We start from the raw sequence: 19187 nt of genomic DNA on the forward strand, positions 1-19187 counted from the left end.
CGAGCTCAGAGGGACTGAAGAAAGTAACGCAATTTTAACCGCCCGGTCTTCAACCCCTCTGAGATCGGGTTTTGTCTGTATAGACGCGGTTTCAACCGCCCGGTCTTCTGCATAAGTACCTTGAGGAGGATTCTCGGCAGTTTTGGTCGAGAAGTTTTAGTATATAGAGTGACAGTAAATTTTCTGATGACCTATGCCTTCTACTTCCGTTTCTCAGGTGTACTCTTCTGGTAATTCCAGGGATGCGAATCAGTCTCGCAAGACTGCTGCTTTGGCTGTTGAGTCTGGTAAAATTCCGCCTTTGCTGGGCGCGAGTTTGGCTGAGTTAACGGAGTGGGTACAGCAGCAGGGACAACCGGCTTATCGCGGAAAGCAGTTGTACCAATGGATTTATGAGAAAGGGGCGCGATCGCTCTCCGATATTTCTGTATTCTCGAAACAGTGGCGCGAGACTGTTGCTAAAATCCCGATCGGGCGATCGACTATTCATTTGCGATCGGTCGCACCGGATGCCACAGTAAAGTATCTCCTAAAATTAGCAGACGGTCAAATCATTGAAACCGTCGGCATTCCCACCGACAAACGGCTGACAGTATGCGTTTCGGCGCAAGTTGGCTGCGCGATGGGCTGCGATTTTTGCGCTACGGGTAAAGGCGGTTTCAAGCGCAATTTAGAAGTAAACGAAATTGTCGATCAAGTCTTGACAGTACAGCAAGATTTCGGCCGCCGAGTCAGCCACATCGTATTTATGGGTATGGGCGAACCGCTGCTGAATTTCGATAACGTCGTAGCTGCTGTCAAGTGTTTGAATCAAGACGTAGGAATTGGACAGCGAAACATCACCATTTCCACAGTCGGAATCCGCAATCGCATCACGCAACTAGCCGAACATCAACTGCAAGTTACCCTCGCCGTCAGCCTCCACGCTTCCAATCAAAGACTGCGCGAAGAGTTGATTCCTAGCGCCCACCCTTATCCTTTGGGTGAGTTAATGGCAGAATGCCGCGAGTATGTGCGATCGACTGGACGCAGATTAAGCTTTGAATACGTGCTGTTAGCTAATGTAAATGACTTACCAGAACACGCAGCCGAGTTAGCAAGTCAGTTGCGAGGTTTTCAGTGTCACGTCAATTTGATTCCTTACAATCCGATTCAGGAAGCTGAATATCAGCGACCAACTCCCAATCGAATCAACAATTTTGTTACGGTTTTGAAGGAGAAGAAAATTGCAGTTAGTGTGCGGTATTCTCGCGGCTTAGAAGCCGATGCAGCCTGCGGACAATTGCGGGCTTCTGAGATTGAGAATTAGATTTTTCACCTCGAAAAATTCTCGTAGGGTGCGTCAGAGTGCGTGATTTTATTAAAAATCGACAAGCTACGATCTGACGCACCCTACTACGAGCTATATCGATCGGGAACAGTTGGTGTTGGACTTTGTATAATTTGGGATGAACAATTAGGGTAGAAGAAATAATTGACTATAATAAAATACGTCATTTTTGATCTAGATGATACACTTTGTGATTATCAGAAAGCTAAAAAAAACGCAATAAGTCTTGTTAATCGAGTTATTGAATTATCTGGGATAGATGTTAATCAATTCTGGAATAGTTATAGCTTGATAGAACCTACGTTGTTCCGACAATTTATTAATGGAGTTATTTCAAGGGACGAGTATAGGTTGCGTCGCTATGCTGATGTTATACAAGGCGCTCACCAAAATCCTTTAGCGTTTTCTTCAGCACTGAATTCTATTTACATGAAAGAGGCTAATCACGCAATAACATTATTTGATGATGTGATTCCCTTACTAAAAACTTTAGAAGAAAAAGAAATTAATACTGCTATTCTTACAAATGAACCTTCGGACGGGCAAAGGGATAAAATCAAGGCTTTAAAGCTAGCTCAATATATTAAGAAAATCTATATTAGTGAAGAAATTGGCCTTTGCAAACCTAGCTGTAAAGTTTTTGAATTTGTTATGAATGATTTAAATATAGAACCATCACAAGTTTTAATGGTTGGTGACTCAATGGAAGATGATATTGAGGGAGCTGAGCAGTTGGGAATTAAAACAGTTTTAGTCGATAGAAAAGGCAAGTATTTTGACTATCAGGGCACAAAAAATTTTGATTTATCAAGTTTGAAAGAGATGCTTTAGTGCCAAAAGCATATTTAAAGAAAAACCAAAAATAAAACTAGGTAGATTAGGAAAAATTGCCGTAGGGTGCGGAGCGAGTGCGTGATTTTATCAAAAATCGACAAGCTACAATCTGACGCACCTTACTAGCTAAAATTTGTCGTATGATGCGGAGCGAGTGCGTTATTTTATCAATCATCAAGCAGCTACAATCTGACACAGGCACTACTCTCTACAAGCGTTTAACCAGTATCCACCGCAACTCCAACGGCGGCGTTTCTTGCACTGGAAATAAATCGCGCCCGCTGGCCCAACTCACAAACCAAGGAGTCGGCGGCCACGCAGAATCAGCCAAATGTTTTTGTTCGTATTCAATCACCGATTCATCAGAAATAATTTCTAACGGTAAACCCTCGATTGCTGCTTGCAATTCTTGTCTGGTAATTAAATAAGACCAACACAATTCAGACATTTGTTTTGCCATCTCATCGGGTTCGTACCCATCGACGGCTAAGAAAGTGCTGAATAGTATAAAGCCGCCACTTAACACAGCATCGGACATTTTGCCGAGGAATAAGCGGACTTGTTCGGGATAGCGGAAGTGGGAGAGAACTTCGGTAGCAATCGCTAATTTATACCGATAGGTTTGCATCCTCAATAATGGATCTAAAACGTCGCCTTGGGTGACATTTATCGGCAAATTTTCGGCGGTGGCTGCGGATGATAGTTTTTCGGCAAATATGGGCGTTAGCTCGATCGCATCCACGGAATGTCCTAACCTTGCTAAAGGCAGACTATTGCGCCCTGGGCCCGCACCGACATCTAAAATAGCTGCTTTACCCGGTTGGCCTAATTCGGCGGCAATAGCGATGACTTTGGCATCAGGATGGCTACCAAATAAAGGTTCGGGACGAATATCCGGCCAGCTATGATATTTCTGGGCCATTGATTCGACTTCAATCTTGGTATTGAGAGTAATGCCGCCTGCTAAACCGGTTTGGGAATTGGCGGGAAAGTATGAGACTATGAGATTAGCGTGGGGGGAATTTTTGAATCCTTCTACTAAGGCGTTGGCGATTAATGTTCGCAAGTTTTCGGATTGAGCAGCGTCGAGGTTTTGTCCGAGGATATTTAGGAAGTCTGAGAGTAATTTAAAATAGTCGTCTAACATTGATGGCAAGCAAGGCAGATAAAATTCTCCCTTGATGCCGATGTTCTTTTTCAGCCTTTCTTTGAGTATTAATTTCAGGCGATTAGAATCAGTCAGCGGCGGGCCACTTTCGGGTGAGTCGCTGACGGGCAATTCGGGGACAGATGCAGCACTGGCAAGGTTTTTAGTCACAATGTTTTTGATGGGATTCGGCAATAAGTGCGATCGCGCCTAACATAATTTTATGCTCTTGCACCTGAATTCTCGCGTGCAGCGTTTCAGCCGTATCATCAGGCAATATCGGCACAGCAGCCTGCATTAAAATCGGCCCGCTGTCTACTTCCAAATGAGCGATGTGCACCGTACATCCGGTGATTTTCACCTTGGCGGCGAGTGCTTGTTCGACGGCGCGAATTCCTGGGAAACTCGGCAGCAAACTGGGGTGAATGTTAATAACTTTGTCTGGAAAAGCATCGAGCAAAACTTTGGTGACGATACGCATCCAACCTGCCATCACTACCCATTCTACATCATGAGATTGGAAAGTTTTAACAATTTTTGTATCTAATTCTTCGCGGCTTTTGCAATCGCGGTGATTGAGCATAATCGAGGGAATGCCGTATTTTTTAGCTCTGGCCGCGGCTTTCGCTTCGGGATTGTTGTAAATTAATACTGGGATTTGAACATTAAGTTGTCCCTTTTGGATGGCTTCGGCAATTACCTCGAAGTTGCTGCCGCTACCTGAAGCTAAAATTCCTAATTTTAAGGGCGGATGAGCCGGAGAGGTAGAAGGAAAGCTAATCTCAGGAGAAATCAGGCTAGGGAAGGAATTAGCAGATGCTTGATTAAGTGTCATAAGTAGAAGGAAGAAGGAAGAAGGAAGAAGGAAGAAGGAAGAAGGAAGAAGGAAGAAGGAAGAAGACAGACATAGAAAGCTTTTTAGCGATCCGTATTTTACCTTGAATTAGGTGGATCAACTTAAATACTATCAAAAATAATCAATTAGATTCTACAACAACATTATTAAAAAACTCTTCCCTGAGAATCGAATAAATTTTGAGATCCCAATATCTGCCCTTAACAAATAGCTGCTGTCGCAAAATCCCTTCCAATTGCATCCCCACCTTTTCCATCACCCTCGCCGAAGCAATATTGTTAACTTCACATCTACCCACAATTCGATTTAACAACATTTCCCGAAACCCGAATTCAATAATTGCATTGACAGCCTCACTCATGTATCCTTCGCCCCAATATCTCCCAGAAAGTGCGTAGCCAATTTCCCCGCGGCTGTGCGTCATGCTCCATTCCACAAATCCGCAAGTACCGATCAATTTCTTCTCAGCTTTGTGGACAATTCCCCAATCTACAAGCTCTCGTTTTTTGTACATTTTTGTCAGAGACTTGAGAAAGTATTTAGTGTCTTCGATGGAGACATGAGTTGACCACATTGTGTATTCTGATACTTCGGGATTTGAGGCATACTCAAACATATCACTGGCATCGTTTAAGGTAATTTTTCGGAGCAGGAGCCTTTCAGTTTCTATAGTGGGTAAATTCGCCAATATATCGAGAAGATTCATTGTGAGATTGACCTATATTGTGATACCATTTAAAACTAAAAGCTAAAATTTATAAGCCAATGGTTCCGATGAAATCTGGGCGTTTTAACTGGTTGGACAATGAATCGATCGCAGCTTGGACATTTCTAGCCCCAGCTTTACTGTTTTTGGGTACTTTTTTGATTTTGCCGATCGCCTATTTATTCTACCTCAGCTTTACCAGCGGCAGCTTTACCCAGTCGGGAGTCCGTTTGATTGGTTTGAAGAACTACTCGCGCCTCATCACAAACCCGGATTTTTGGCAAATTCTCCAAAACACGATCTATTTTACTACCGCCACAGTCATTCCCAGTTTAGTCATTCCGTTGGGTTTGGCAGTTTTGCTAAATCGCTCGTTTGCTTGGCGCGGAGCTCTCCGCACTGCTTATTTTATCCCTTCGATTACCTCTTTGGTTGCTGTTGGCTTGGGTTGGCGGTGGTTGTTTCAAACCGATGGCCCGGTGAATGGTATGCTAAGTGCGATCGGCTTAAATCCAATTCCTTGGCTGAGTAGCACAGTTTGGGCAATGCCAGTCATAATCTTGCTCAGTGTTTGGAAACAATTAGGCTTTAATATGGTAGTATTTTTAGCAGGATTGCAAGCAATTCCGGTAAATCGTTACGAAGCAGCCGAATTGGATGGAGCTAATGCTTGGCAACAATTTTGGTACATCACTTTACCCGGTTTGCGGCCGACTTTAGTATTCGCTACGGTGACTACAGCTATTTTTACCCTGCGGAGTTTCGAGCAAGTTTACGTCATCACCGGCGGCGGCCCTTTGAACTCTACTAATTTGCTAGTTTATTATATTTACGAGCAAGCTTTTTCGCAATTTGATTTTGGCTATGCAGCCGCAGCCGCAACTTTTCTGATGGCTATAGCTTTGATATTAGTTTATGTTCAGCTAAAAGTTTGGGGCGAAGATTCTTAATTAGGTAGGGACACAGCTATTGGTGTCAAGTTAAGACTAAAATCCATCACAAATCTCGCTTTGATCTGAGTGTAGATCCCCCTAAATCCCCCGTTGTTAAGGGGGAATTTGAAGCTCTTGTCCCCCCTTAAAAAGGGGGACTTTGAAGCTCTTGTCCCCCCCTTTTCAAGGGGGGTTAGGGGGGATCGAGAGGCTCATGTTAAGCGACAAAATATTGGTAACTTTTGATATTAATGCAAATAATACGTTCCTAGTTGGCATAAAACATACTTCTGATAGAGAGCAAAAATATCAGCGATTTGTTATTGTACAAATGGTATAATTTAAATCATTCAAGCTATGCCAAAAATTATTCGCCATCGCGCCACAAAAATCTGTCTTCTGTGTCTTGCTTGCTTGTTAGCAATTACTATTTCGCCAATTTTTACGCCAGCTCAATCGACCAGTCAATTAGACTTTCGGATTACTCAATTAGAAGGTCAAATTGCTGAACTCCGGGGACAAATCTACAGTTTGCAGTCTCAAGGTTCTGGAGTGAACCGGCCTCAGTCTCCAAACCGCCCTGGTTCGGGCAGGACAAATTCTAGAATGCTTTCGGGAGACCCGATGTTTGACAATTTAGCAACTTTGGCAATTGAAACTAAGCAGGATGTGCTCAAAATTAAAGAGCGGTTGTCTAAGTTAGAATCGTCGAGAAATCGCTAGTTATTAGTCAGAAGGAAGAGGGAAGAAGGAAGAGGGAAGAAGGAAGAAGGACGAGGAAGAAGGACGAGGAAGAATTATGAGGAAGAATTATGAGGAAGAATTATGAGGAAGAATGACGAGGGAAATAGTCAGAAGAAAAAGCGAAGAAGTAAAAAGGAAAAAGTCTCCCCCTCTCCCACTCTCCCCCTCTCCCACTCTCCCCCTCTCCCCCTCTCCCCCTCTCCCACTCTCCCCCACTCTCCCCGTCTCCGACTTTGAGCTACCCAAAAGCAGGGTCTGCTAAAAGTCAACTTGCAGAACTATTCAATGATATGGAAATAATAGGCTGCAACCAGAAAATTGATCGCTAACAGCCCCAAAAACCAGGCCGCGCGAAAGGTGTAAGGGAATTTGCCCGTTTTCATCACGGAGTCGGATTTTAATTGGTTCTTTGCTATCTCTGCCATGATTCAAGCTCCTAATTCATAAGTCACTGTATTCACAAATAGCAGAGAGCGTCGCACATGACACAATCCTTTAGTGTTATTTTTTGTAACTAGGAGTTTATACCGAGTTAAATAAAGATTGATTTCAATGGCTCTCTCCTGCGTGGTAGGAACTGCGGACGAGAGGCCCCGATCGCACGCGCTCAAACCCCATCTCCCTGGCGATCGACCCAAAACGGTCAAATTCGGCTGGTGTCCAGTATTTGCGTACTGGGAGGTGTTCTAGAGATGGTCTCATGTATTGACCGAGGGTGAGTCGATCGCACTTGGCATCCCGCAAATCAACCATCGCTTCGACAACCTCGGCCTCCGTTTCCCCGTGCCCCAACATCAAACCGGATTTGGTGGGAATGGTTGGGTCAAATTGCTTGACAATTCGCAAAACGTCGATCGAGCGATCGTACTTAGCCCCCCTCCGCACCGGCCCTTGCAACCGTCGCACCGTCTCAATATTGTGGTTGTAACAAGCCGGTTTCGCCTCCACCACCGTCCGAACCCGCTCTCGCTGCAACTGATCCAAGCCGGAATTCTCCCCATCTGAACTCCTCCCCATTCCTCCCCAAAAATCTGGCGTTAGTACCTCAACTTCAGTATCGGGGTTTAAGTGGCGGATTTGGGCGATCGTCAACGCAAACCAACCCGCGCCCCCATCCGGCAAATCGTCCCTCGCCACCGAAGTCAGCACGGCATAGCGCAAACCCAACAATTGCACCGCCTCGGCCACCTTCTGCGGTTCCTCCGGGTCAAGGGGCATCGGAGAATGACCCTTATCTACTTGACAAAAAGCACAAGCACGGGTGCAAGTCTGCCCCATTAACAAAAAAGTCGCCGTTTTTTGGGCGTAGCACTCCCCCCGGTTGGGACATCTGCCCTCCTCACAAATTGTGTGAATTTGCCGCTGTTTAATAATTTTCTGCACTTCGGAAAGTTCGCTGGCTTTGCCAATGGGCCTGCGCAACCACTCCGGCATCGCCTCGATTTCCCCCCGCATTTGAGCGGCAGTTGGTTTGACAGTAAGAGTTTGAGGAGTTTGGGGCGACATAAAATTAAGTGGCATTGAGTTAATATAGTCGATCGTATCCGAAATCAAAGTCCCTGAACTTGTAGCAGCCTCGCCATCAGAATCGCGCGCGAGGTGGCAGCAAAACTCAACTAGCGCAGAATTCTAGGTAGAATTCTCTTAGAGATATACTGAAGGTTGCAAATCACAAGACCACACGGTTCGCGGCTTTCCTCAGAGACTTCAGTCCTTCCTAGCAAAGCGACTCCGGGGACTTTAGTCCCGGTAGTCTGCGATCTATAATCTAGAGGCGACTAAGTAAATCTGTCTGCGTGACGAACTATCCTAGTACGGAGAAATTCCGGCCACTTAGTAAGCGCCTCAATGCGTTACACAAAAAGAGCGAGTAACAGCAGGATGGGGAGCGTACCGAACTAGCGAAAGTGATAGACCCAGAAAGCATTTGAAAAGGATAACGTAAGCGCGATTGCAGCATCGAAAGATAGTTGTTTTGAGCGAAAGCGAGGCACCTTGACAATGCCTTTGAATATTGGTTTCTGATCTATTCAAAAATCTCAGTGGCCCCGGCCCTGAGACCGTCAACACTCATTACTGAAGGAGTCAGTCGTGGCTGGTCAAAAAATCTTGGTAATCGATGACAGTAAAGTCATCCGCGTTCGAGTTCGAGAGATGTTGCCTCAGGGTAACTTTGAAGTTCTAGAAGCAAAAGACGGCGAAGAGGGACTCAAACTGATCCGTCAAGCCCGACCGAATCTAATTATGTTAGATTTTCTACTGCCCAAAGTCAGCGGTTGGGAAGTGTATCAAAAAGTGCAAGCCCATCCTGAGCTTTCCAAGATACCTTTGGTGATCATGTCGGGCCGCGAAGAAGAGGTGATGGAGAAAATTCCGAAACCCTTCGAGAAACATTTCTTTGCATTCATCGCTAAACCCTTTGAGAAGAAGCAGCTAACCGAGGCGATCAAATCGGCGATGGTACTGGCCAAAAAGAAACCAGTACCAGAAGCCCCTGGCGCTGCTGCACCCAGCTCTGGAGCGGGTGGCGCTGACATTCAGGCGATGACTCAGCAAATGGCGAAAATGCAAGCGGAAATTGATACACTCAAAAAACAAATGACTCAGGTGATTACGATCATCAAGCAGATGAAAGCAAAATAATTCTGCTGTCCTTTGTTTCTTGAAGGCACTTATGTAGAAGGCACTTATGTAGAAGGAAACTTCCACACAGTGCAACTTCTTATTAAGTATCAATGTGCTCGCTTGTACTTGTATCCGCTTTTTTTGCCAATTTTGTTGAGCGTGTGCGATCGCCAACAGCTTGCAATGAGTTTCTCAAAATTCTAGTGAGAAAATCAATTGAAAGTTGAAAATTAAACCAGGGAGGAAATCAATTATTAATCTTAATTCAGATTTTTAATTACAGAAAAAATTGGTTTAAAGCTTGAACCCTTGTAGGGAGAAATTAGAAGAAGACTATTCATTACTCCAATCCTCTTCCTTTTAGGTAGAGGTCGCCCTCAAGCTGTCAACTGTCAACTGTCAACTGTCAACTGAATGAACGTTCGTGCCACGCTCAACTATCAACTCCTCAGTCTCATTTTTTTGGTTAATGACTAACGACTATTCCGATTTTTTGCCTCAACTGCGTGCCTCAACTGAGCAATTGTTGAAAAGATTAGACTGCTTCGATCGAGCGCAGGTATTAGCGATCGGAGATTTGACCTTGGACGAGTTTCTTACCGGACAAGTAGAGCGAATTTCCCGCGAAGCACCTGTGTTGATTTTGCGCTACGAAAATACTCGGCAATTACCCGGAGGTGGCGCAAATGCTGTCTACAATTTAGCCAAACTGGGAGGCAAAGTCAAAGTTGCCGGTTTGGTAGGAAAAGACGACCAGGGAAAGGCTTTGTGCGGTATTTTTGAGGCGGCGGGAATTGATACGGGCGGGATTTTCATCGATTCGCAGCGTCCAACTGTCACCAAAACTCGAATTTCCGGGCACGCGCGACAGTCAGTGACTCAGCAAATTGTCCGAGTCGATCGCAAATCTGATGAGTTGCCGAATTTAGATTTGCAGTTGCAATTGGCAGACTACATCCGGCAGCAAATCCCGACAGTCGATGCGGTGGTTTGTTCTGACTACGGTGACGGAGTTTTGACTCGTTTGGCGATCGAATCAGCAGTAGTTCCCGGCAAAACAATCGTAGACGCTCAAACAGATTTGCAGCGATATTCTGGAGCGATGCTGTTTACTCCGAACTTGCCAGAAGCCGAGCAAGCAGTCGGATATGCGATCAAAAATCCTCAAACTTTAATGCAAGCAGGACGCGATTTATTGAACTTAACTCAAGCTCAAAAAATCCTGATTACTCGCGGCGAAGAAGGGATGAGTTTGTTTGAAAGGGTGAACGGCGAACCAATCAAAAATTCACCCCCTCCAACATCCACTTGTGAAAACGGGGAATTTGCCATTCAAAGCTGGGATATTCCCCCTTTTAACAAGACTGATGTATTCGACGTAACCGGTGCTGGAGATACAGTCGTAGCGGCAATGACTTTAGCTTTGTGCGTCGGTGCATCCGGTTGGGAAGCGGCAGTTTTGGGCAATTTAGCTGCTAGTATTGTCGTGCGTCAATTCGGTACGGCGACGACGACTGCGGAGGAAATGAAAGAAGCTTTGAAAACGATGGTTGACGAGTAGTCAGTTGTTATTGGTCATTGGTAATTGGTCATTGGTTATTGGTTATTGTTGACTGTTGACTGTTGTTACCAATCACCAATGCCCAATGCCCAATGCCCAATGCCCAATGCCCAATGACTACTGACTACTGACTACTTACTCTTCTTCAAAATTTGTCCCTTGTCATCAATCGTCAAACCAGTATTCGGAAAATCGCTCTTTGTCAAACGGCGAATCAACCCCACCGTCCTCAAATCTTGATCGACAGACGGAATACCTTGCTTGTCAAGTTCCACGGGGATAATCTTACCAGAAACAAAATCCCCTTGCGGAGTCATTTTCACATCCAAAATCAGAGATTGACCGAGTTCTGCCGCTGTGGACAAAGTGCGATAACCCATAAAATTGCCCAGGGAATAAGCAATCAATTTGCCTTTGTAAAGTTCCATAGCTCTGGTAACGTGCGGGCCATGTCCTAAAATTAAATCTGCTCCCGCATCAATCATCGTTCGCGAAAACAAAACCATATTTCCCCGGTTTTCTCCGTAAAAAAACTCGTTTTTATTTTTGACATTCAGAGCTCCAGTTCCTTCAGCTCCCGCATGAACGGATATCACTACAATATCGGCGTTTTGCTTCGCTTTTTTGACAAGTTCTGCCCCCGCTTGCAGTTCCAGCAAGGAATTGTGAACTTCGCCGTAGTTGCTGAAACCGATAAAAGCAACATTTACGCCTTTGACATTTTGATAAACAATTTGGTTCCTTTTACCAACTGCTTTCATGCCGTTGCTGTCGATGTTTTTAATCGTGTCCTTAAATCCCTGCTCGTTAAAATCGTAAGAGTGATTGTTGGCAATATTCAAAATATCAAAACCAACATCTTTGAAGATTTTGGCATAACTCGGAGGAGTCCGAAAGGCAAACAACATTCGTCCGCTGACTCCTTTGGAACTGTAAGGGTAATCGGTCATCGTGCTTTCAAAATTGCCAAACAAAATGTCGGCTCCTTGAAGGTACGGTTTTACCGATTCAAATAGACGCTCCTTATTTTGTGGCAGTTTGTTGTAAGGAAAATTGGTGCCGGGGATCATGTCGCCAACTGCTTTGATGCTGACAGTTGCGGGCAGATTGGCAGGTATTTTTGCTGCCTGGGATGGCGATTTGGGAGCGGGTTTGGCTGATGCTGACGCTGGGATTGATTCCTTGCGGGATGGCTTGGCCGCGCTTACTTTTTGTACCGCAGGCTTTGAGGTAACAGGGTTAATCGTAGCGGTGGTTGAGGATTTATTGAATTGAGAACCGAGTACAAAGCCTGCTATCGGTATGAAAATCAGGCTGAGAGTACCGACTGACAGCCAAGATTTTTTATTTTTAGGACTGGCTAAATCTGGCCGCCGTGATACCTTTTGTTGGCGTTGTTTTTTGGGTTGGGGAGTTGGGATTCTATCTGGAGGCTGTGATACCTTTTGTTGGCGTTGTTTTTTGGGTTTGGGAGTTGGGATTCTATAGGATGTGCGGGGGGATTTTTCTGGTATTTGAATGGGTGGGGTTGTGATCTTTTGAGGTGTTTCTAGCTTTGGTAAGGCTACAGGAATTGGGGCAGTGGCTACACTGGCGACACCTACAGCAATTTTGACAGGGGCTACAGTTGCGGGTGCTGCTACACTCACTGGTGCGGCTACGGTTAGGCGTGCACTAGCCAAGCGTTTTTTTAATTCTACTGTCTGAGTCCAAGCGGGCAATTGTTGGCCTTCTTTCCGCCCGTAAACGGTTACTCCGTAAATGTTTTTTGGTTGCAACCGCTGCAACCCCTTGACTGTGACTCGGAGACAGGCTTCTTCTGCGGGCAATTGTTCTGCTTCCAGCAGCAGGTGCAGGGTTTCATTTTCCAAGCTGCCTTTAGCTGTGACGCCGAAGGTTTGGAGTGCTTGGCCGATCAGAAATGCGATCGCCCTTGGGTCGCCTTCTTTTGCTAAATTTAAGATATCTTGTTGGCTCACAAATGCCTCTACTCTCACACGATAAATTTAGCTCGATCTTATATCAGATTTGGCGAAACATGATTAAATGGCGATCGATTTAACTTAAGTATGTAAATACAAATAAACATAGTGAAAATATTCAGTTTAGCAGGTCAAAATACACTCAAAAACCAGATTTCTCGTTGCCACTGCCAATCCCCCTTGTCCGAGTACCCGTTAAAATTAAGACAAAAGCGGCGCAGCAGCGACTAAACAGTTAAACTCACAGGTGATGGCACTGAGTGAGCAGCGAGCAACAATCGCCAGCCTCGCAGCGTCTGCATAGCAGGTAGGGGAGGCTTCGCTGGCAATCAACTTTCAAAGATGCCCCTGCTTTATGCGCAGCCGCCGTTATTGACGCAATTGTGTTAATGAGATCCGGCTCGCTGCCACCTCAAACCAGAATTTTTTGCGAGAAAGCGTGGTATTTGTGAGTTAGTTGGGCGCATAGCAGCTAGGATCGAGCTAACTCAAGGTTACACTAAAGCTCGTCATGCGGCGTTGCCTCTCAAAACCCCGATTGAGTCTTATGGCGCACTACCGCTCCACTGTATGTTTGTTCACCTGCATTGCCTGTCTGGGCGCTGCCTTCAGTCCAAGTGCGGACGGAAGGCAACAGATTGTCAATGCTTCCTACCAGGTTGTTTCTCAAGAAATTGCTCAGGCGGACTCTCCCCCGGACTCTAGTCAGGACTCCAATCCCCAAAAACCCTCTCCAGCGCCCAATAAAAACAAATCTAAGCCGTCCCAACCGCCAAAATCCAATTCCAAAATCCCAAAACCAATTTCCAAGATAATTGTCATTTTGTCGCACCAGCGGGGATTGTTAGTGTTGGGTTTGGCCGCAGTTGTCGTCACGGCAGCGGCAGTATTTATCATGCTGAAATTGGTTAGCAGTGGCGAGTCAAATAATTCTAATCGAAGACGGGTTCGAGGCGATCGCCAAAACCAAAGAAACCCTCGATTCACCAATCCCGATGCTCAGCAGACAAACTTGCGGGAAACACGAGAGCAACAGGTTTCTTCTGGGGGACTAAAACCGCTACCAGCATTGCCCTACCCTGTGAATTTCCCCAAGGGCTACAATGTCGAAAACACTGATCTGCCTTTACCGTTTATCCTAGAATCTGGGGAACTAGAATCGGAGGATGCGGGGGTAGAGGGCGATCGAATTAATTCCGACACTTGGCCCTTGGAAACTCAGAATAACGGCTACAGCGACACAGGTTTCAATATTCCCGAAACAGCTAATCGAGCCGATTCGCTAGCGAGTCGGAAGAAAGATATTTCCCATCCAGAAACAGATGGCAGACCTAAAGTTGATATTATTGAAGCACTGATTGAAGATTTGCAGCACTTAAATCCGGCAAAAAGGCGCAAAGCAATTTGGGAACTCGGCCAGCAGGGAGATTCCAGAGCAGTTGAGCCGTTGCTGGATTTACTAGGAAATTCTGACTCTAAGCAGTACAGTTTAATTCTGGCAAGTCTTTCGGAAATTGGCATTCGCACGCTCAAACCCATGAATAATGCCTGGTCAATTTCCTTGCAAAATGAAAACCCGGAAGTGCGGAAAAATGCGATTCGCGATTTGACACGGATTTACGAATTGGTGAATCAAATCAGTTACTTGTTGCACCGTGCGACGGATGATCCAGATGCAGAAGTTCAGGAGACTGCTCGCTGGGCTATTAATCAGTTGAATCGCATTCATCCGCGCTCTGGGAGGGATGATTAGTTATTGGGAATTGGGTAATTGGGCATTGGGAATTGGGCATTGGGAATTGGGAATTGGGCATTGGGCATTGGTCATTGGTCATTGGTCATCGGAAAATTATGATAACGTTTTATTGTGATTACTAATTACGAGTGTGGACGCTTGCACTGCAATCGGAAAATTATTATATCGATCGACGAAAACTTTATGATTATTGATAATATGCTAAAATAAGTGACTAATGACTAATGACTAATAACGAATGATTAATAACTCTTTAAAATTATTGTTTCTATCAACTTCTGTCGGTCAACTCGGTTCTGGGTTGGGTGGCGGAGTTGAACTTACAGTGCTCAACACTGCTAAAGAATTGCAGCGTCGAGGCCATAAAATCACAGTGGTAGCACCGACAGGTTCAGTTTTAGAATCAATTCCAGTTATCGAAATCGCGGGCGATTTGCAAGTAACGGCCCAAACACAAGATTACCACGATCCGATTGTGATGCCGGCCGATTCTGTGCTGGCGAATATGTGGGAATATGCTCGCCATGTTCAGGATAAATGGGATTTGATTGTTAACTTTGCCTACGATTGGCTGCCATTTTATTTAACACCATTTTTTAAGACTCCGATCGCACATTTTATCAGTATGGGCTCACTTTCGCGATCGCTCGATCGCATCGCCGGACAAATCACCACCAAATTTCCCGGTACACTCGGAGTTTGCACCCTTACCCAAGCCCAAACCTTTGCCTTTGCTAGCGAGTGTCAGTTAGTGGGAACCGGTGGCATCGATTTATCGCTGTACGAATTTTGCAGCCAACCGGAACCAAAATTAGCTTGGCTAGGCCGCATCGCCCCGGAAAAAGGCTTAGAAGATGCAGTGGCGGTCGCGAAAATTACAGGCATTCCCTTGAAAATTATGGGCAAAATGCAGGATGAGGATTATTGGCAAAGAATTTGTGCAGATTACCCGGATGCTCCGGTAGAATATTTAGGGTTTCTGACAACAACCAAAATGCAAGAGCAAGTCCGTCAGTGCCGAGCATTGTTGATGACACCGCGTTGGGTGGAAGCTTTTGGAAATGTCGCGATCGAGGCTTTAGCGTGCGGTGTGCCCGTGATTTCCTATGAGCGCGGGGGCCCGGCGGAAATTGTTCGAGACGGGCTGACGGGCTTTTTAGTGGAGCCTGACAGTGTAAATGGGTTGGTAAGTGCGATCGACCGTTTAGACAAAATTGACCGCAGCGCTTGCCGGCGACAAGCAGAGGTAGAATACAACTTAGAAGCTGCCGGCGATCTTTTTGAAAGCTGGTTCAAATCTATTCTAAAATTGAGTTAAATAAACTCTTAATTAACCACAACAAAAGACCAGAAAAAAAACTATGGCAACTGAACGTTTAGTGCTTTTATCGAGCAGAGAAGTGGAAAAAATGCGTCAAGCTGGCCGCTTAGCAGCTCAGCTTCTGCTGCATCTCGAACCAATGATCAAACCAGGTGTCAGCACTCTGGCAATTAACGACGAAGCCGAACGTTGGACTTTAGCGCACGGCGCAACAAGTGCTCCGCTAGGTTATAAAGGATTTCCGAAATCTCTGTGCGCTAGTGTGAATGAAGTTGTCTGTCACGGCATCCCGAATGCGAAACAAATTCTCAGAAAAGGTGACATTATTAACATTGATGTAACGCCTTTAGTTGATGGCTATCATGGCGATACTTCTAAGACTTTCTTTGTTGGGGAACCTTCACCTATAGCTAAAAGGTTAGTTGAAGTAACTGAGGAATGTCTGAGAAGAGGAATTGCGGAAGTTAAGCCTGGTGCTCGTACTGGAGACATCGGTGCAGCAATTCAAGAATATGCAGAATCCCAGGGTTTTTCAGTAGTGCGAAATTTTGCGGGACACGGCGTGCATCGCGTTTTTCACACTGAACCGGAAATTTTGCATTACGGCAAGCGGGGGACGGGAAAAAAGCTCAGACAAGGCATGGTTTTTACGATCGAGCCGATGATTAATGAGGGCACTTGGGATGTGGAAATTTTGGCCGATGGTTGGACTGCTATCACTAAGGATAAAAAGCTTTCGGCTCAATTTGAACACACTCTAGCTGTGACTGATTCTGGGGTGGAAATTTTGACTTTGCCGTAGGTGTTAAATGTAGCAATTTGTAGGGGCGGGTTCACCCGAATTTCAAATGAAACCCCAGAGTCCAAAAACCCGCCCTCCCCATCGCAGAATCCCCAAAAATTGCCAGGTAATCGGAGTTGGTTGGTTGGGTGGGGGCGAGTTTATAAATACTCTGGATGTGAATTACAGATTGTTGGTGAACTCGCCCCTACAGAATTGGTTCAAATTAATCAGAATTGATAGGACACCATTTTTACTAACTTTGGCTAAAGAGAAGTGTGGGATTTTTTTACATTAGCCCTGTTTGTCAGGTGCGTCGCTGTGAGATTGTCTGTATTTAGCTAGGGATTTTTATCAAGCCACGCACCCTACATCCGTTACATCCGCTACAAAATCTGTTGCCGAACTTCCTTCGATAATAACTAACATGAAATGGCTGCAACCGGGAGATTTGCTGCGCGTGATTGCACCTAGTGGCGCGCTTCGAGAATTGACTAATTTTGAACGCGGTTTGGAAATTTGGAAATCCCGCGGCTATCGCATTGAATTAACACCCGGTTTTGCCGATCGCACTGGCTACTTGGCCGGCTCCGACGAAAACAGAGTCCTACAGCTTGCAGATGCCCTCAGTGACCCGGATTGTCGCGGTATTCTGTGTGCTAGAGGCGGTTTCGGTAGCACTAGACTTTTGGAAAAAGGCAAAGTGGGAGATTGGGCAAATTCCGGGTTTCCTACTCCCGATTCCCATGCGCCGAAATGGTTAATCGGCTTTTCTGACATTACGGCTTTGCTGTGGAATGACGATAAATTAGGCATTTGGGGCGTTCACGGGCCGATGCTGACGACTTTGGGCGCGGAACCGGATTGGTCTGTTGATCGACTTTTTGACTATATCGAAGGCCGTCCCTTACAATCTTTGCAAGGTAAGGGATGGGCTGGTTGCAAGGCTTCGGGGCGGTTGTTTCCGGCGAATCTGACGGTGGCTACTCATTTGCTCGGAACCCCGTATCAACCGGATTTAACAGGTGCTATTCTCGCATTTGAGGATGTTTCGGAGGCTCCTTACAGGGTCGATCGGATGCTGACTCAGTGGCGGATGGCCGGGGCTTTTGCTGGGGTGCGGGGGATTGCTTTGGGGCGCTTTAGTCGCTGCGAGGTTGGCCCGGATAGTCTTAGTTTTAGCATTGAAGAGGTTTTGCGCGATCGGCTTTTAAACCTAAATATTCCGATTGTCTCGGATTTGCCATTTGGCCACGAAGGGGTTAACGCTGCTTTACCGATGGGAATTGAGGCGAGTATCGACGGTGAATCGGGATTGCTGATTTGTGGGGATACATCGCAACTTTAAAAGCTGCATCAACGTCTATAAGTTTGTAGGGTGCGTCATGGGAAAAATTATTAGTCTGCGGTTAAAAAAATCAGCCCTGACGCACCCCAAAATAACGAAAGTTGAGACTAATGGTTGAGACGGTGGGCAGAAATTACATTTAAAATGGATTGTGTATGCAAATGTCCGCGACAAGAATGCAAAAAAATTTTATAACTTTCCAGAGGTTGACATGAAAAAACACAACTTGTTAAACAGTATTGCTGCCGCTGTGCTAGTTACAGGATTGGCACTTACGGCGATTCCATCAAATGCAGTTGCTGAACAGATACAAAATAACGATCGCATAAATGGAGTAATCCGCCGCACTTCCCCGATTTACCGTTTCAGAAATATGTGGACACCGGGAAATCCGACGGAAGAATTGCGGGGTCAAGAATATACTTTCAGCGCGCGGGAAGGCGACAACATTGAAGTCTTTTTAAATACAGATAGAAGTGGCGGTTTTACTCCCGTGATGGTACTATTTTACGGGAACAACAAGCAAGTCGCTTTTACCCAAGACCGTTCTTTTAATTATCAAATTCCCCGCAGCGGCGATTACAAGCTTTTGGTGTTGGCGAAAGATGCTGCGAGGGGCGGTAACTACACGGTGGAAGTTGCGGGAATTGATGGTGGCGACAGACGGACTAGCAATAGGCGCGATGACAGAAACGACAGGGGCCGAGACAGCCGTGGCTATGATGGAGAACGGATTTTGCGGGATGATTTTGGCTTGAACCCGATCGACTGTCGCCTCAGACGTACTATGGTAAGAGTAAAATTTGATGATGCCGACAGGGACGGGACGTATTGTGCTGTACCGACTCGCCAGTATCCGCAGGGAGACTATTATTACAATTCGCGGACTAGGAATTTAGATTCGGCGAGGAATGATGATGGTAGATTCGATCGCTCTAATGATGATAGCAGGTTCGATCCAAGTCGAGATCAATGTCGCGTATCTGTAGGCGGAGTGTGTGTGACTAGGTAATTTCGTTTGTTTCGTTGGGGCGGGTTTTACAAACCATCAATGAGTCAAACCAACCATCTCAAAAACCCGCCCCAAACACCGCGACTATGGAAGTATTTTCACAAAAACCCGGTTTCTGACTACTCATACGTTCAGGATTATTGGTATATTAATAATATTAATGATGTGGCAAAATCGTATCCGCTCAATAAGTTGCGGTAAATCTTAATTTTTCGACAGTGTATAACTTATTTGATTCTACAAATATCTTAA

At 45.6% G+C, this 19187-nt stretch carries 18 protein-coding genes; 11 read left to right on the top strand and 7 right to left on the bottom strand.

The genetic code is table 11. From position 1 onward, the window contains the following. The first annotated feature begins 193 nt into the window (after nucleotides 1–193). The gene (gene rlmN / locus QUB52_RS14310; protein ID WP_265233291.1) at nucleotides 194–1309 is read left to right on the top strand and encodes a 23S rRNA (adenine(2503)-C(2))-methyltransferase RlmN; all 1116 of its coding nucleotides are present in this window, start codon (nucleotides 194–196) and stop codon (nucleotides 1307–1309) included. Nucleotides 1310–1474: 165 nt separating this feature from the next. Further along, on the top strand, nucleotides 1475–2161 hold the full coding sequence (locus QUB52_RS14315; protein ID WP_332973463.1) for an HAD family hydrolase: 687 nt from the start codon (nucleotides 1475–1477) through the stop codon (nucleotides 2159–2161). 211 nt (nucleotides 2162–2372) lie between these two features. On the opposite strand, the gene QUB52_RS14320 is transcribed toward QUB52_RS14315, so the two are convergent. From QUB52_RS14320 to QUB52_RS14330, 3 genes are all read right to left on the bottom strand, one after another. Continuing rightward, the gene (locus QUB52_RS14320; RefSeq protein ID WP_265233289.1) at nucleotides 2373–3482 is read right to left on the bottom strand and encodes a class I SAM-dependent methyltransferase; all 1110 of its coding nucleotides are present in this window, start codon (nucleotides 3480–3482) and stop codon (nucleotides 2373–2375) included. After that, a complete protein-coding gene (purN, locus tag QUB52_RS14325) occupies nucleotides 3475–4146 on the bottom strand; it encodes a phosphoribosylglycinamide formyltransferase (RefSeq protein ID WP_265233288.1) in 672 nt (223 codons plus the stop codon). Before purN ends, QUB52_RS14320 begins: the two co-directional genes overlap by 8 nt. Before the next feature lie 142 nt (nucleotides 4147–4288). Continuing rightward, nucleotides 4289–4873: a GNAT family N-acetyltransferase gene (locus tag QUB52_RS14330; RefSeq protein WP_265233287.1), complete on the bottom strand. Its 585-nt coding sequence runs from the start codon at nucleotides 4871–4873 to the stop codon at nucleotides 4289–4291. A 59-nt stretch (nucleotides 4874–4932) separates the two neighbouring features. Here QUB52_RS14330 and QUB52_RS14335 point away from each other — a divergent pair, with 59 nt between their 5' ends. Further along, nucleotides 4933–5823 carry a carbohydrate ABC transporter permease gene (locus QUB52_RS14335; RefSeq protein WP_332966662.1) on the top strand — a complete coding sequence of 297 codons (891 nt, stop codon included), beginning with the start codon at nucleotides 4933–4935 and terminating at the stop codon, nucleotides 5821–5823. Between the two features lie 339 nt (nucleotides 5824–6162). Then, the gene (locus QUB52_RS14340; RefSeq protein ID WP_265233285.1) at nucleotides 6163–6528 is read left to right on the top strand and encodes a hypothetical protein; all 366 of its coding nucleotides are present in this window, start codon (nucleotides 6163–6165) and stop codon (nucleotides 6526–6528) included. 299 nt (nucleotides 6529–6827) lie between these two features. On the opposite strand, the gene QUB52_RS14345 is transcribed toward QUB52_RS14340, so the two are convergent. Together QUB52_RS14345 and lipA are read right to left on the bottom strand one after the other, a co-directional pair. Next, a complete protein-coding gene (locus QUB52_RS14345) occupies nucleotides 6828–6974 on the bottom strand; it encodes a photosystem I protein PsaX (RefSeq protein WP_265238824.1) in 147 nt (48 codons plus the stop codon). Between the two features lie 124 nt (nucleotides 6975–7098). Continuing rightward, nucleotides 7099–8055 carry a lipoyl synthase gene (gene lipA / locus QUB52_RS14350; RefSeq protein WP_265238827.1) on the bottom strand — a complete coding sequence of 319 codons (957 nt, stop codon included), beginning with the start codon at nucleotides 8053–8055 and terminating at the stop codon, nucleotides 7099–7101. A gap of 585 nt (nucleotides 8056–8640) precedes the next feature. Here lipA and QUB52_RS14355 point away from each other — a divergent pair. Beyond that, nucleotides 8641–9192 carry a response regulator gene (locus QUB52_RS14355; RefSeq protein WP_265238823.1) on the top strand — a complete coding sequence of 184 codons (552 nt, stop codon included), beginning with the start codon at nucleotides 8641–8643 and terminating at the stop codon, nucleotides 9190–9192. Nucleotides 9193–9643: 451 nt separating this feature from the next. After that, nucleotides 9644–10735 (top strand): bifunctional heptose 7-phosphate kinase/heptose 1-phosphate adenyltransferase, encoded by a 1092-nt coding sequence (locus QUB52_RS14360; RefSeq protein ID WP_265238822.1) that lies wholly within the window; start codon nucleotides 9644–9646, stop codon nucleotides 10733–10735. A gap of 131 nt (nucleotides 10736–10866) precedes the next feature. Here QUB52_RS14360 and QUB52_RS14365 read toward each other — a convergent pair whose 3' ends face one another. Together QUB52_RS14365 and QUB52_RS14370 are read right to left on the bottom strand one after the other, a co-directional pair. Beyond that, nucleotides 10867–12714: a CapA family protein gene (locus tag QUB52_RS14365; protein ID WP_265238821.1), complete on the bottom strand. Its 1848-nt coding sequence runs from the start codon at nucleotides 12712–12714 to the stop codon at nucleotides 10867–10869. Nucleotides 12715–13422: 708 nt separating this feature from the next. After that, nucleotides 13423–13614, bottom strand: coding sequence for a hypothetical protein (locus tag QUB52_RS14370; protein WP_265238820.1), 192 nt, complete (start codon nucleotides 13612–13614; stop codon nucleotides 13423–13425). On the opposite strand from QUB52_RS14370, the gene QUB52_RS14375 reads away from it, so the two are divergent. From QUB52_RS14375 to QUB52_RS14395, 5 genes are all read left to right on the top strand, one after another. After that, the gene (locus QUB52_RS14375) at nucleotides 13613–14470 is read left to right on the top strand and encodes a HEAT repeat domain-containing protein (RefSeq protein ID WP_265238819.1); all 858 of its coding nucleotides are present in this window, start codon (nucleotides 13613–13615) and stop codon (nucleotides 14468–14470) included. The genes QUB52_RS14370 and QUB52_RS14375 overlap by 2 nt on opposite strands. A 241-nt stretch (nucleotides 14471–14711) precedes the next feature. Then, nucleotides 14712–15791, top strand: coding sequence for a glycosyltransferase family 4 protein (locus QUB52_RS14380; protein WP_332973465.1), 1080 nt, complete (start codon nucleotides 14712–14714; stop codon nucleotides 15789–15791). Between the two features lie 43 nt (nucleotides 15792–15834). Next, a complete protein-coding gene (map, locus tag QUB52_RS14385) occupies nucleotides 15835–16596 on the top strand; it encodes a type I methionyl aminopeptidase (protein WP_332973466.1) in 762 nt (253 codons plus the stop codon). 397 nt (nucleotides 16597–16993) lie between these two features. Beyond that, a complete protein-coding gene (locus QUB52_RS14390; RefSeq protein ID WP_332973472.1) occupies nucleotides 16994–17923 on the top strand; it encodes a S66 peptidase family protein in 930 nt (309 codons plus the stop codon). 211 nt (nucleotides 17924–18134) lie between these two features. After that, nucleotides 18135–18935 (top strand): hypothetical protein, encoded by an 801-nt coding sequence (locus QUB52_RS14395; protein WP_332973468.1) that lies wholly within the window; start codon nucleotides 18135–18137, stop codon nucleotides 18933–18935. Nucleotides 18936–19187 lie beyond the last annotated feature (252 nt).

The organism is Microcoleus sp. A6-C6, from assembly GCF_036705955.1.
Classification (GTDB): domain Bacteria; phylum Cyanobacteriota; class Cyanobacteriia; order Cyanobacteriales; family Microcoleaceae; genus Microcoleus.

What these genes read in the sequence shown, in the direction of transcription:
- rlmN (WP_265233291.1), top strand. Translation starts at nt 194, where the DNA reads ATGCCTTCTACTTCCGTTTCTCAGGTGTACTCTTCTGGTAATTCCAGG.
- purN (WP_265233288.1), bottom strand. Translation starts at nt 4,146, where the DNA reads ATGACACTTAATCAAGCATCTGCTAATTCCTTCCCTAGCCTGATTTCT.
- QUB52_RS14330 (WP_265233287.1), bottom strand. Translation starts at nt 4,873, where the DNA reads ATGAATCTTCTCGATATATTGGCGAATTTACCCACTATAGAAACTGAA.
- QUB52_RS14335 (WP_332966662.1), top strand. Translation starts at nt 4,933, where the DNA reads ATGGTTCCGATGAAATCTGGGCGTTTTAACTGGTTGGACAATGAATCG.
- QUB52_RS14340 (WP_265233285.1), top strand. Translation starts at nt 6,163, where the DNA reads ATGCCAAAAATTATTCGCCATCGCGCCACAAAAATCTGTCTTCTGTGT.
- QUB52_RS14345 (WP_265238824.1), bottom strand. Translation starts at nt 6,974, where the DNA reads ATGGCAGAGATAGCAAAGAACCAATTAAAATCCGACTCCGTGATGAAA.
- lipA (WP_265238827.1), bottom strand. Translation starts at nt 8,055, where the DNA reads ATGTCGCCCCAAACTCCTCAAACTCTTACTGTCAAACCAACTGCCGCT.
- QUB52_RS14360 (WP_265238822.1), top strand. Translation starts at nt 9,644, where the DNA reads ATGACTAACGACTATTCCGATTTTTTGCCTCAACTGCGTGCCTCAACT.
- QUB52_RS14375 (WP_265238819.1), top strand. Translation starts at nt 13,613, where the DNA reads ATGCTGAAATTGGTTAGCAGTGGCGAGTCAAATAATTCTAATCGAAGA.
- QUB52_RS14370 (WP_265238820.1), bottom strand. Translation starts at nt 13,614, where the DNA reads ATGATAAATACTGCCGCTGCCGTGACGACAACTGCGGCCAAACCCAAC.
- QUB52_RS14380 (WP_332973465.1), top strand. Translation starts at nt 14,712, where the DNA reads ATGATTAATAACTCTTTAAAATTATTGTTTCTATCAACTTCTGTCGGT.
- map (WP_332973466.1), top strand. Translation starts at nt 15,835, where the DNA reads ATGGCAACTGAACGTTTAGTGCTTTTATCGAGCAGAGAAGTGGAAAAA.
- QUB52_RS14395 (WP_332973468.1), top strand. Translation starts at nt 18,135, where the DNA reads ATGAAAAAACACAACTTGTTAAACAGTATTGCTGCCGCTGTGCTAGTT.